This is a genomic window from Salinispirillum sp. LH 10-3-1 (assembly GCF_030643825.1).
Classification (GTDB): domain Bacteria; phylum Pseudomonadota; class Gammaproteobacteria; order Pseudomonadales; family Natronospirillaceae; genus Salinispirillum.
The window spans coordinates 2880214-2892156 of sequence record NZ_CP101717.1; the positions used below are offsets into that span (position 1 = coordinate 2880214).

Annotated in this window: 13 protein-coding genes; 3 read left to right on the forward strand and 10 right to left on the reverse strand. The window is 55.5% G+C overall.

The genetic code is table 11. The features are described 5' to 3' along the window. Positions 1 to 3: 3 nt before the first annotated feature. The gene (gene mtnC, locus NFC81_RS13200; RefSeq protein WP_304994945.1) at positions 4 to 699 is read right to left on the reverse strand and encodes an acireductone synthase; all 696 of its coding nucleotides are present in this window, start codon (positions 697 to 699) and stop codon (positions 4 to 6) included. Continuing rightward, complete coding sequence (gene mtnB, locus NFC81_RS13205) at positions 687 to 1274, reverse strand: methylthioribulose 1-phosphate dehydratase (RefSeq protein WP_304994946.1); 588 nt, start codon at positions 1272 to 1274, stop codon at positions 687 to 689. Before mtnB ends, mtnC begins: the two co-directional genes overlap by 13 nt. Before the next feature lie 69 nt (positions 1275 to 1343). Between mtnB and mtnA the strand changes: the two genes are divergently transcribed. The 3 genes from mtnA to NFC81_RS13220 all read left to right on the forward strand — a co-directional run bounded on the left by mtnA (position 1344) and on the right by NFC81_RS13220 (position 4863). Continuing rightward, on the forward strand, positions 1344 to 2360 hold the full coding sequence (gene mtnA, locus NFC81_RS13210; protein ID WP_304994947.1) for an S-methyl-5-thioribose-1-phosphate isomerase: 1017 nt from the start codon (positions 1344 to 1346) through the stop codon (positions 2358 to 2360). A gap of 90 nt (positions 2361 to 2450) precedes the next feature. After that, positions 2451 to 3248 carry an undecaprenyl-diphosphate phosphatase gene (locus NFC81_RS13215; RefSeq protein ID WP_304994948.1) on the forward strand — a complete coding sequence of 266 codons (798 nt, stop codon included), beginning with the start codon at positions 2451 to 2453 and terminating at the stop codon, positions 3246 to 3248. A gap of 160 nt (positions 3249 to 3408) precedes the next feature. Continuing rightward, positions 3409 to 4863, forward strand: a complete 1455-nt coding sequence (locus NFC81_RS13220) for a methyl-accepting chemotaxis protein (protein WP_304994949.1) — start codon at positions 3409 to 3411, stop codon at positions 4861 to 4863. A gap of 31 nt (positions 4864 to 4894) precedes the next feature. On the opposite strand, the gene NFC81_RS13225 is transcribed toward NFC81_RS13220, so the two are convergent. The 8 genes from NFC81_RS13225 to rlmB form a co-directional block, all read right to left on the reverse strand. Continuing rightward, positions 4895 to 5506, reverse strand: a complete 612-nt coding sequence (locus NFC81_RS13225) for a response regulator transcription factor (RefSeq protein ID WP_304994950.1) — start codon at positions 5504 to 5506, stop codon at positions 4895 to 4897. Beyond that, positions 5503 to 6660: a sensor histidine kinase gene (locus NFC81_RS13230; protein WP_304994951.1), complete on the reverse strand. Its 1158-nt coding sequence runs from the start codon at positions 6658 to 6660 to the stop codon at positions 5503 to 5505. Before NFC81_RS13230 ends, NFC81_RS13225 begins: the two co-directional genes overlap by 4 nt. Positions 6661 to 6728: 68 nt before the next feature. Next, the gene (locus NFC81_RS13235; protein WP_304994952.1) at positions 6729 to 8087 is read right to left on the reverse strand and encodes an FAD-dependent oxidoreductase; all 1359 of its coding nucleotides are present in this window, start codon (positions 8085 to 8087) and stop codon (positions 6729 to 6731) included. A gap of 4 nt (positions 8088 to 8091) precedes the next feature. After that, positions 8092 to 9450 carry a replicative DNA helicase gene (dnaB, locus tag NFC81_RS13240; protein WP_304994953.1) on the reverse strand — a complete coding sequence of 453 codons (1359 nt, stop codon included), beginning with the start codon at positions 9448 to 9450 and terminating at the stop codon, positions 8092 to 8094. Between the two features lie 239 nt (positions 9451 to 9689). Further along, positions 9690 to 10139 carry a 50S ribosomal protein L9 gene (rplI, locus tag NFC81_RS13245; RefSeq protein WP_304994954.1) on the reverse strand — a complete coding sequence of 150 codons (450 nt, stop codon included), beginning with the start codon at positions 10137 to 10139 and terminating at the stop codon, positions 9690 to 9692. A gap of 73 nt (positions 10140 to 10212) precedes the next feature. Beyond that, positions 10213 to 10440, reverse strand: coding sequence for a 30S ribosomal protein S18 (gene rpsR / locus NFC81_RS13250; protein WP_304994955.1), 228 nt, complete (start codon positions 10438 to 10440; stop codon positions 10213 to 10215). Between the two features lie 26 nt (positions 10441 to 10466). After that, positions 10467 to 10910 carry a 30S ribosomal protein S6 gene (gene rpsF / locus NFC81_RS13255; RefSeq protein WP_304994956.1) on the reverse strand — a complete coding sequence of 148 codons (444 nt, stop codon included), beginning with the start codon at positions 10908 to 10910 and terminating at the stop codon, positions 10467 to 10469. A 274-nt stretch (positions 10911 to 11184) separates the two neighbouring features. Then, positions 11185 to 11928: a 23S rRNA (guanosine(2251)-2'-O)-methyltransferase RlmB gene (rlmB, locus tag NFC81_RS13260; protein WP_304994957.1), complete on the reverse strand. Its 744-nt coding sequence runs from the start codon at positions 11926 to 11928 to the stop codon at positions 11185 to 11187. Between the last annotated feature and the right edge of the window lie 15 nt (positions 11929 to 11943).

The window sequence follows — 11943 nt, forward strand, 5'->3', positions numbered from 1 at the left end:
CTCCTATAACACAAGCTGATTAAAGTCGGTCACTGTTGGATGCGCTTGGCTGGATTCAGTACCCGGTCGCACCAACTGAACCGTTTGCAGGCCCGCCTCACGTGCAGCGTCCAGTTCTTCAACAATATCAGACAGAAACAGTATTGTATCGGCTGGTAAACCGACTTTTTGTACTATCTGCGCATAGGACGCCACTTCGCGCTTGTGCCCGATGCGTGTATCAAAGTAGTCGCTGAATAAAGGTGTCAGATCTCCGGCCGGGGTGTGCGCAAACAATAATTTCTGTGCTTGCACCGAGCCGGACGAGTATACATACAATGCTTTACCCGCCGCAGCCCAACGCTGCAAGTTAGGCGCGACATCATCGTACAGGTGTGCCGTGAAGTCACCGGTTTCATACCCCTGTATCCACACCATGCCCTGCAGGGCTTTCAATGGCGTCACCTTTTGGTCGGTGTCGATCCAGAGCAGCAGCTGATCAATCAGGGCATCCATGGCGGCGTCGGGCTGGCCCATTTCCAGCTTTACGGCTTCAAGCTGCGCGGCGACTTCAGGGCTTTCACTGTGCCTGCGTACGAACGCTGGCAACGCTTGATAGGCATAAGGAAACAGGACGTCTTGTACAAAAGCGATGTCCGTCGTGGTGCCTTCGATATCGGTAACGATGGCCTTAATATTGGTGAGTTCTAGCGTTGCCATCTCTCTTCCTCTAAGACACAGGCCAGTAAGAATTCCAGCCCTTCCAAGTGCCGACGACAGGTCGCCACATCTTCACCCACGGCGTACAGGCCGTGCCCCGCGACCAGAAAGCCCCATGGCATAGGCCATTTTGCTTTCACAGCGGCGGCAATATCCGCCATATCCTGTGAATTGGGCACCACCGGCAATAGTATACTGGCGTCGTGTGTTCGGTTGCCTTGCAACGCTTTCTGCATCTCGAAGCCAGTAAAACGTACGCCTTCAGGGTGTCGACGCGACAGTACGGTTGCCGCCACCGAGTGCGTATGCAACACACACCCGATATCGGCATCGAGTCGATACAGAGCAGCGTGCAGCTCACTCTCGGCGCTGGGCAACCCAGTACCGTCCAACACCAGTCCAATGGCGTCACACAACAGCAGGTCTTCCGCCTGAATGCGCGTTTTGTCACGCCCAGACGCTGTGATCAGATAGCCCTGCGGCATTCGGGCAGAAAAGTTCCCGCCAGTGGCTGGCGTCCAACCCTGTGCGGCCACCCAAGTGATGGCATCGAGTAATTCTTCTTGCGTGCTCATGTCCGACCTCAATGTCTAATGCCCGCATTGTATATGATATGATTTTCGCCGTTAACCGAGGATTACTGGATGTTGGATTTAGAAGCACGCAGCCTGCGCGTGACCGCAGGCGATATTGAGTTTTTGGACCAGACGCAATTACCACAACGCGAAGCCTGGTACCCGTGCAACACACCCGACCAGTGGCAAGCGGCGGTCACCTCGCTGGCCATTCGGGGTGCCCCCCTCATTGGCCTGAGTGCAGCCTTGGTATTGGCACGTTACGCCAACGAGCACCCGAGCGCCGACTGGCAAGCGGTCAGTGCGCGCTTACGCGCCACCCGCCCAACAGCAGTCAACTTGATGCATTGTTTGGATGAAATGGGCGCATGCTTTGCTGCCGGGCCAAAAGCCATGAGTCAGCGTGCTGCTGAATTGTTTGCTGAAGATCGCGCCCTGTGTCAACGCATGGCCGAACGCGGTGCCGAGTTATTGGTCGATGGTGACTGTGTCCTTACTCATTGCAACACCGGGGCTTTGGCGACCGCAGGCGTCGGCACGGCCATAGGCGCCTTAGCGGTGGCGCACCAACGTGGCACGCGCCTAACGGTGTTTGTTGATGAAACACGACCCTTGTTGCAAGGTGGCCGATTAACCGCGTGGGAGATGGCCGACCTTGGCATTCCCTACGAACTGATTTGCGACAGTATGGCCGCCAGCCTAATGGCTGCGGGCCGAGTGGACAAAATCATGGTCGGTGCCGATCGGATTTGCGCTAACGGTGACTTTGCCAACAAAGTGGGCACTTACATGCTGGCGGTGCTGGCGCACCATCACAAGGTGCCCTTTTATGTCGTAGCGCCCTACACCACGGTCGACCCGCAGTGTCAGTCGGGCGCCGACATTCCGATCGAACAGCGCAACCCCGCAGAGGTGCGCGGTGTTTCCGGTGCATTTGGCGACGTGAGCTGGGCACCGAAGGACGCACCAGTCTGGAACCCGGCCTTTGATGTGACCCCGGCGGAGTTGGTCACGGCATGGATTTTAGACACCGGCGTGTTCAAGGCAGCCGATATTGCCCGTGGTGTTCACATGATGCGCCCTTAAAAGCCTCTTTTTCTCAATCTGGTATTCCAGATTTGTCAATTGAGGTGGTTTCCCTTAAGGTTCGCGCAGCTTTTTAATAAGGAATATGAGATGGATTGGCTACAGGTTGTGATTTTGGGCTTGATTCAGGGCCTCACCGAGTTCCTGCCCGTATCCAGTTCGGCCCACCTAATTTTGGTGCCCGTGCTGACCGACTGGGAAGACCAAGGCCTCGCCTTTGATGTAGCACTGCACCTTGGCAGTCTTTCCGCCGTTATCCTGTACTTCCGGCAAGACTTGCTCAAGATGATGGTCGCCTGGACGCGCTCGGTGACGCACCGCGAGCTGAACGCCGATGGCAAACTGGCTTGGGCGGTAATCTTGGGCACCATCCCTGTCGGCTTGGCTGGTTTGGTGTTCAAAGATGCCATTGAAACCCATTTGCGCTCACCCATCATATTGGCGGTATCGCTGATCGTATTTGGTGTGCTGCTGGGATGGGCCGACTGGCGCCAGCGCGGCACGCGCTCAGAACACCAAATGACGTGGAAGGACGTAGCTTGGATTGGCTTCGCACAAGCCTTAGCTCTGATTCCTGGCACCTCGCGCTCCGGTATTACCATGACAGCGGCACTGCTGGTCGGTATGAGTCGAGAGGGCGCGGCTCGCTTTTCCTTCTTGCTGTCTATCCCGGTGATTGCCTTAGCGGGTATGTTAGAAGTCTGGGGTCTCATTCGGGCACCGGAAGCCATAAGCTGGTCCGCCATGTTCTGGGGTACGGTGATTTCCGGCGTCAGCGCCTATGCGTGCATCCACTATTTCTTAGCCTTTATTAAGCGCATCGGCATGCAGCCCTTTGTGATTTATCGAGTCGTCTTGGGGGCATTGTTGTTGGTGGTGTTTCTCTGACCGCCCCCTAACGGTGCGACATTCCTGAATTCTTGTCAGCAATGTCGCACTTCTGCACCTGAGTCTGGTCGTCTGGACCAGCACTTACACACCAACATTCACCCCTTCGCACTGTACAAACTATACTCAGCCCAATAAAAACGATTATTGGTTGTCTGCAATGAATCCCATCCGGTTGTACGTACGTTTGTTTACTCCCCAAGGAAAGGATTTCCAAGACGGCCAGCACCCGCAAGAAAATATGGTGTTGGTATTTGCCTTTTTCGGCGTTGTGATCGCCCTCTACAGCTTCCTGAAATGGAACAGCTATGGGGTTACACCCTTGGTGCTGAGTTCTCTGGTGCTGCTGAGCTTAACGCTGACGGCCAGCACCCTGATGAAGCTAGGCACAGCGACGCTGATCACCATCAACATAACCCTGACTGGCTTTGCCGTGCATGCCGTCAATATGGTGTATCAGACGGGCGGCATCGACTCACCTCATATTCTGTGGCTGATTGCACTGGTGGTGGGCACTTACTTTATGGCCGATGCCCGCTCAGCATTTGGTTGGACTCTGGTGTTTGTGCTCGCACTGGTCTTTATGATCAGCCGTGACGTCTCTGGCGGCTATGTACCCACTCTCGACCTGGACGCGCGCGCCTTGCGCGTGGAAACCTGGTCGGGCTACCTGTTGCCCATGATCATGGTCTGGGTAATGCAGAGCATCAGCTTGAAGGTACGCAACAATGCCATGCAGTCGACCCGTGACGCCCTGGCGGCTGCCGAGGTGAGTGCTGCTGAGGCCAGCCACAACTCACAACACCTGAGCGCCGTACTGACGCAAGCAGAGGCGAGCGTTAGCCACCTGTACGAAGGCGGCGCACACCTGAGCGAGCTGCAAGAAACCGTGCAGGAACACAGCCAGAGTATCCAGCAGCAGTCGCAACAGCTTGCCGAAGCAGCGACGTTCTTTAATGATCGCCTGAATCAAGTCTCTGCATCGCTGAGCGAAGGCAATGAGTTGGTACAACGCATCAATCGCGAAGCCGCTACCGCATCCACTGACAGCACCGAAAGCGCGACCGCCATGGAAGCCGTGGTCAGCAGCATGGACCAGATCAAAGACAATAACGATCGCATTGAGGTCGCTACTCGCCTGATCAATGACATCGCGCAGCAAACGAACTTACTTGCACTGAATGCAGCGATCGAAGCGGCGCGAGCGGGCGAAGCCGGGCGCGGCTTTGCGGTCGTCGCCGATGAAGTTCGCAACCTGTCTCAAAAGTCGGACACCTCCGCCAACGAGATTCGTACCCTGCTGAATCAAAGTATTGCGGATATCGACAACGGCATCGCGGTGGTGGGTAATGCGCGGGAAACGCTTACACGGGTGCTGACATCAGTCACCAGTATTAGCCAGTCCATCGATTCTGTCAGTGCCCAAATCGTCGAGCAGAATCGCGAACTGGTAGAAATGGCACAATCGAGCAGCGAGCTCTCCGATATCAGTCAGCAGCAAACCCGCTCAGCGGCTGCCCTGATTGAAAGCCAGAAAGCGCTGAAAGTGCAGGCTGAAGAGCTGACGCAGCTGTCACGCACGATGCAGGATGTGATGCATGGGGATGCAGGTTAAGCCCCGCTAGCCGCTCCAGCGCTGGACGTTGCTACAAAAAGCCTTGATCGCGCGCAATTCGCGCCGCGTCTACACGATTCCGTGCGCCCAATTTACTGATGGCTTCACTCAGGTAATTACGCACGGTGCCTTCAGAACGGTATATCTTGGCCGCGATGGCAGCGGTGGTTAACCCTTCGGCGGCGAGCTTCAACACTTGCCGCTCGCGATCACTCAGCGGATCAACAACCTGCCGTGCCTCGGCGGCCAACTCGGGGTCGATCACTCGCCCCCCAGCCAGCATACGACGCACCGAATCCGCCAATTGCTCGGCCGGTGTATCTTTCAGCAGGTACCCGCGTACTCCACTGTCCAAGGCACGCTTCAGGTAACCACTGCGCGCAAAGGTGGTGATGACCCCAACCACTGTGTCTGGACTGTGCTCACGCAGCCGACGGGCCAGTTCGAGGCCACTCATATTAGGCATTTCGATATCGGTCAATACCACATCGACTTGATTGTCTTGCAAATAGTCCCACGCTTGCTGGCCATCGGCCATCTGACCCACCACGGTCATGTCAGGCTCCATGTCGAGCAGAGCGGACAGCGCGCCGAGAATAAGCATCTGGTCTTCAACCAGAAGAATACGGATATTGTCGCTCATGTTGTCGCCTCAACCCCTACCGCGTCGAATTGGCCCAACGGGAATCCTACTACCATGGTGGTGCCGTTGTCGGAGCGCCAGCGCACCATACCGCCCACCTCCTGAACCCGCGAACGAATGCCCGTGATACCATTGCCTGCAGGACCATTGAGTCCGCTACCGTTATCGCGTAACTGTAAGAGCAAACGACCATTTTGATGCGAAATCGTTAGGTGTGCTTCGGAGGCGTTAGCATGACAGACAATATTGGTCACGCCTTCGCGCAACACCTGACCGAGCACCGGCTCCAAAGCAGCAGGCACGGGGGCATCGGTATCGGCGACAAAGCGTACCCCGGCGGAGGACAAGATGCTCCGTGCCGAATTGATCTCCAGCGCTAAGCCACCGAGGTGATAGCCACTCACGGCTGCCCGCACCTGTTGCAAGCTTTCACGAGCGGCTTTTTCTATATCCTTCATCTCTTGGCGAGCACGCACAGGGTCGCGCTCGAGAATGCGCTCGGCCAACTCGGCCTTGATGCGAATACCGGACAGGGTGTGCCCCAGCAGATCATGTAAGTCACGCGCGATGCGCTCCCTTTCCGCAGTACGTGCCAGCTCTTCGGCTTCACTTTGGGATTTCAACAAGGCTTGATGTTGGTCGATATAGCGAATAAAGACTTCATCCATCAGCCCACCAAATACCGCCAAGAAGAAAACAATGGTCAGCAATAACCCGGCGATCTCCAAGTGATAGCCGTAACCGACCGCAATACTGACCACCAGCAGTTGCACCAAAAACGCTGGAAGTTTGCGCTGTGCACGCGATAGGAAAGTCAAACTGAACAGTAAGAAGACGTAGCCCGCTTCGGTGTAAGGCAGTGTGTATAGGCAAATCGCCAGCATAGCGGCGACAAAGAATAAGCGACCGACGCCTTTCTGCCACAAGCCCGCGAAGAGCAACACCGGCGACACCGCGCTCACCACCAAGCCGAGCAGCAAACGCTCGCTGGTGATACCGGGCCACAGCAAGCCCATCCAGAAAACCACCAAGTGTACGCCCAGCATGCCGGGCACCATCCAGTCGAGAAAGAACGGATGATCGTCGGGTAGCCAAGCCTTATAATGCCACCAAGGGTAAGCTGAAAGGCGATTGCGTGGAAATTCTATGGTCATGCCTCCATTGTCGTCAGGACGCAACCGGAAAACGAGTGACCATTGTCACCACTTTCGTCGCCCTCTGATCAGGCGGCGCCATCGCCCGTCAGCAATTCTTGCTGCACCCGCTGAGCGTCGACGTTCAAGCCTAAAACGCGACCAATGCTCTGGGTATCCTTCCAAGCGTTGCCCAGGCAACTGGTCGCACCGGGTGACGGGGTCATATTAAAGATCAAACCCGCACCGGTATCCATTTTGACCTCACCGGGCACGATACTCAGAGTGGTACGATCGATCAATTGCGGCCGCAGCCCGCCAACACCATTGGCGCGCGTGAGATTTTTGCGTTGCAACTCAGGCACGACTTTGCGCGCTTGGCGAAGAAAACTGTAGCGCCGCAAACCGGGCACTTGGTACACCATATTACGCAACATAAACGGTCGTAAATCCGCATCGCGGAACCATTTTAGCAAGGCTTTAGGCGCCACACTGGCAGCGCCCTCGACCGCCTTAAAGTCACGTTTCGAGGTACTTAAATAGCGCTCTAACCGTCGAATGGGCCAGGTCGTCGGGCCAAACCGCGTCTGCGCGGGATTGAGGACATCCACATCGCCGTGCACCGCCGCGAAGGGCAGCTTGTCATTTTGCACCGTATACACCTTACCCTTCAGGCAAGCAGGTGCCGTGTAGTAGTTCCCTGCCATCGGCAAACAGGTGTATTCGTGGCCATAGCCCATGCGCTGGGCATACAGCAAACTGTGGCCGCCTGCACACACCAACACAGCGCGCGCCTGCCAAACCCCTTGTGCTGTTTGCAGTGTATAGCCGTTCACGGTCGCCACGAGGGTTTCAACCGGGTTACCAAGTTGCACATCGAGTGGTTCAGCGTCTTGTTTGTCTTGCTGCGCCTGCTGAGCTTGCGCCAATAACGAGCGGCTGAGTGCTGCAAAGTCGATGGCAGCAACACGATCCGCCACACCAATCGCCGCCACGGGCTCGGTGCGCCCAGCCATCACGCTGGGCTCCATAGCGGCAATGTCGGCCGCCTCTAGCCAGCTGAGGTAGGGAAAGCTCTGCTGCAACCAAGACCAACGCTCACGCAAATGCGCAATTTCCGCCTCACCCACTGCCAGCACCATCTTGGGCATACGAAAGCCAATCTCTGCTGCGTCCGGCTGCTGGCGTACATAGTTAGCCACCATGTTAGCGGTGGCCTTCACTTCTTCGGCTTTTTCACGCGAATAGTTGGTCTCAATGTCGCCGCAATGCAGCGTTTGTGAATTGTGTAGACTGCCGGAGTTCGCCTGCGCCACCGCTTTATGGCGATCAAAGATCGCCACCGACCGCGCATTGGTGTAGCGACTCAACATGTAAGCATTAGCACACCCTGAAGCACCGGCGCCAATGATGGCAACGTCAACGTGCTTAATACCGGTACGGCTCATGGCATCAATCCTCTTGTGCTTGGTAGTCGTAGGTCAGGTTCTCGAAACGCGTGTACTCGCCAATAAACGACAGGTGACAGGTACCGATCGGACCGTTACGCTGCTTACCGATGATGATCTCCGCCACATTGGGTTCCGATGTCTCCGGGTTGTAGACCACATCCCGATAGATAAAGGCGATGACGTCGGCGTCCTGCTCGATAGCGCCCGACTCACGCAGATCCGAGTTAACGGGGCGCTTATTGGGGCGCTGCTCCAAGCTACGGTTCAGCTGCGACAAGGCCACTACAGGGCATTTGAATTCTTTGGCGATGGCTTTCAAAGAGCGCGAGATTTCAGAAATCTCATTCGTGCGGCCTTCCGTGAAGCCTTTGATTTTCATCAACTGCAGGTAGTCGATCATGATCAACGCGGGCTCACCGTGCTCGCGGATCAAACGCCGTATGCGTGAGCGCATTTCGGACGGCGATATACCGGCCGTATCATCAATAAACAAGGGCCGATCGTGCAGCTTGTTTACGGCGTTGGTCAATTTGTCCCAGTCATCGGCTTCCAGCTTACCGGTACGCACCTTGGTTTGGTTGATGCGTCCCAAGGAGGACAGCATACGCTGCACCAACTGCTCACCGGGCATTTCGAGCGAGAACACAATGACGGGCTTGTCGCTGAACATCAGAGCCGATTCCACGAGGTTCATCGCGAATGTCGTTTTGCCCATCGAGGGCCTTGCTGCAACAATGATGAGATCGCCGGGTTGCAAACCTGTGGTCATCTGATCGAGTTTTTCGAATCCGGTACTCAGACCAGTGATCGGACTGTCAGAATGCGACAACTCATCAATGCGCGCTAACGCCGTTTTCAGCAACTCCTTAACACCGACCGGGCCGCTGTCGGACGGCCGATCTTCGGCGATTTGGAACACCGCACGTTCCGCCTCGTCCACCAGTTCTTCGGCCGTGCGCCCTTCTGGGTCATACGCACTGGTGGCCATGGTATTGGCCACTTCGATGAGGCGACGTAACAGGGCGCGCTCACGTACGATGTCGGCATAGGCATCGAGGTGCCCGATGCCCGACGCGTTCTCAACCAGCTCGGTCAGATAGATTACGCCACCGGCTTCGTCCAGACTGCCTTCACGCTCCAGCTCTTCGGTCAGCGTAATAACATCAATCGGCTGCTGCGCTTCAATCTGCCCGAGCATGGCACTGAAAATAGCGCGGTGCTCTGGCCGGTAGAAGTCTGTCACCGTGACCTTTTCCGCCACATTGTCCCAACGCTGGTTGTCCAGCATCAAGCCGCCTAACAGACTTTGTTCGGCTTCGAGAGAATGCGGGGGTGTCTTGAGATTGAATTCGTCCGTCATGAGGCTGGTTTATCGCACTACTTTGGGTTTAAAGACTGGTTATCTTACTGACTCATGGGATGTATGGATAGGCATTAGAAGAATTCGTAGGAAGATCAGGTCGTAGGAGGCCAGCCCTCTGGCCGAATGGTTCGCGCGGGGAATATTCGGCCAGAGGGCTGGCCTCCTACGATCCGATAAGCACAAAAAACGCCCCACAGGTATAACCTGGGGGCGTTCATTAGCACATAATGCTGTGCTTATTCTTCAGGAACTACGATAACCGTTACGGTTGCAACCACTTCAGGGTGCAACTGCAAATCGATTTCGAATTCGCCAGTGGTGCGCAGAGCGCCTTCAGGCAAACGGATTTCGCTTTTGCTCACTTCAACGCCAGAAGACGAAATAACGTCTGCCAGGTCACGCGTGCCGATTGAACCGAACAGCTTACCTTCGTCACCAGCGCGTACTGCGATAGTGAGTTCCAGCTCTGCCAGTTGCGCAGCGCGCGCTTGAGCTGCAGCCAGTTTCTCACCAGCGGCTTTTTCCAATTCAGCACGACGTGCAGAAAAGGTATCGATGTTTTCTTTAGTCGCAGCAACTGCTTTACCCTGAGGGATCAGGTAGTTGCGGCCGTAACCAGCCTTGACGTTTACTTTATCGCCCAGACTGCCGACCTTGCCGACTTTCTCCAGAAGTATTACTTCCATTTCAAATTCCTCTTGTTCAGGCGCATCGCAACGCGCCATTACTTACCGATAATACGTTGGCACCGTGGCCGGCTTACTCGTGACGATCAGAGTAAGGCAGCAGAGCCAGAAAACGAGCCCGCTTGATCGCAGTGCCCAGCTGACGCTGGTAGCGAGCACGAGTACCCGTAATACGGCTAGGAACGATTTTGCCAGTTTCACTGACGTAGCCTTTCAGCGTTTCTACATCTTTGTAGTCGATTTCTTTAACGCCTTCGGCGGTAAAGCGACAAAACTTACGGCGACGAAAAAAACGAGCCATGATTTATTCTCCTGATTCCGATCTGTTTAGACTTCTTCGCGAGTTTCGTTGCTAACTTCTTCGTCAGCATCGTCGTCGTTGTCGTCATTGCCACTGTCGTCATTGTCATAACGGCGTGGTGTGTCATAGCTCTTGCGCGCTTCTTTAGCTTCAACTTCTTTCATCATAGGTGATGCTTCAGTCACAGCTTCATCACGACGGATCACCAAGTTACGGATGATGGCATCGTTGAAACGGAAGGTAGACTTCAGATCTTCAATGGTGGCGTTGTCGCACTCTACGTTCAGCAGGATGTAGTGAGCTTTGTGCACTTTCTGGATAGAGAAAGCCAGCTGACGACGACCCCAGTCTTCGTGACGGTGCAGCTTGCCGCCGCTTTCAGTCACAACACTGGTATAACGCTCAACCATAGCAGGTACTTGTTCGCTCTGGTCTGGGTGGACCAGAAGAACGATTTCGTAATGACGCATAAATGCTCCTTTCGGGTTCAACAACCTTCAGTGTCCCGGTCCGCCGTAAGGTAAGGAGAACGCACGATAAATATCAGATTTTATCCGGGGTCGCGGATCATAGGGGAAAAGCGGCTGTGATGCAAGCTTCAGGAATGAGTTACGCCAAAGGAAGTAGGTAAAGCGTCACGAGCGACGTGCTGGCAAGACAAAATTTGACGAGAACGCGCAGTTTACTTCAAGTAAATGAGCATTTGAGGATAATTTTAACGCCGCCAGAACAAGCGTAGTAGCTTTACAAGCGCTGACGGACAGCCTCGTAAAGGCACACCCCCGCCGCAACTGAAACATTCAAACTGCTCACCGTGCCCACCATGGGGATGTTCACCAGCAGATCACAATGTTCGCGCGTCAGGCGGCGCATGCCCTCGCCCTCAGCCCCCATCACGATGCCCGTAGCACCCTTGAGGTTGGCGTCGTAGATCGAATGTTCGGTCTCACCGGCAGTGCCGGTTAACCACACACCACGATCACGCAACTCGGCCATGGTGCGGGCCAAATTCGTAACCAACACCAAGGGCACTTGTTCGGCCGCGCCGCTGGCGACTTTGACCACCACGGGCGTCAGTCCGGCCGAGCGATTCTTCGGCACGATGACCGCGGCCACACCCGCCGCATCGGCGGTACGCAAGCAAGCACCCAAGTTATGGGGGTCGGTTACGCCATCCAAAATCAGCAACAACGGATCGGTGGTGTTATCCAACAAATTCCAGAGAAAGTGCTCGTCTTTTGGGGCAATGGCGTGCACCACGGCAATGACGCCCTGATGGTTGATATCACCCAGCTCCAGTTTCTGCAGGCGCTGGTTGAACGCTGCGGGCTGCACTAAGTCGAAGCGCACACCAGCGGCGCGTGCTTGCTCAATAACGCGCTGCGTGCGCTTGTCCTGACGGCTGGCATTGACCAGCACTTCTTTTACGCGCTCGGGCTGTTGCTCAAGCGCGGCACTGACGGCATGGATACCGGCGATGGCTGACATAATTTGTAATTACCT

Excerpts from the sequence above, each read along its gene's own strand:
- rpsF (WP_304994956.1), bottom strand. The coding sequence starts at position 10,910 with ATGCGTCATTACGAAATCGTTCTTCTGGTCCACCCAGACCAGAGCGAA.
- NFC81_RS13230 (WP_304994951.1), bottom strand. The coding sequence starts at position 6,660 with ATGACCATAGAATTTCCACGCAATCGCCTTTCAGCTTACCCTTGGTGG.
- NFC81_RS13220 (WP_304994949.1), top strand. The coding sequence starts at position 3,409 with ATGAATCCCATCCGGTTGTACGTACGTTTGTTTACTCCCCAAGGAAAG.
- NFC81_RS13225 (WP_304994950.1), bottom strand. The coding sequence starts at position 5,506 with ATGAGCGACAATATCCGTATTCTTCTGGTTGAAGACCAGATGCTTATT.
- NFC81_RS13215 (WP_304994948.1), top strand. The coding sequence starts at position 2,451 with ATGGATTGGCTACAGGTTGTGATTTTGGGCTTGATTCAGGGCCTCACC.
- mtnC (WP_304994945.1), bottom strand. The coding sequence starts at position 699 with ATGGCAACGCTAGAACTCACCAATATTAAGGCCATCGTTACCGATATC.
- mtnA (WP_304994947.1), top strand. The coding sequence starts at position 1,344 with ATGTTGGATTTAGAAGCACGCAGCCTGCGCGTGACCGCAGGCGATATT.
- NFC81_RS13235 (WP_304994952.1), bottom strand. The coding sequence starts at position 8,087 with ATGAGCCGTACCGGTATTAAGCACGTTGACGTTGCCATCATTGGCGCC.
- rplI (WP_304994954.1), bottom strand. The coding sequence starts at position 10,139 with ATGGAAGTAATACTTCTGGAGAAAGTCGGCAAGGTCGGCAGTCTGGGC.
- rpsR (WP_304994955.1), bottom strand. The coding sequence starts at position 10,440 with ATGGCTCGTTTTTTTCGTCGCCGTAAGTTTTGTCGCTTTACCGCCGAA.
- dnaB (WP_304994953.1), bottom strand. The coding sequence starts at position 9,450 with ATGACGGACGAATTCAATCTCAAGACACCCCCGCATTCTCTCGAAGCC.
- rlmB (WP_304994957.1), bottom strand. The coding sequence starts at position 11,928 with ATGTCAGCCATCGCCGGTATCCATGCCGTCAGTGCCGCGCTTGAGCAA.
- mtnB (WP_304994946.1), bottom strand. The coding sequence starts at position 1,274 with ATGAGCACGCAAGAAGAATTACTCGATGCCATCACTTGGGTGGCCGCA.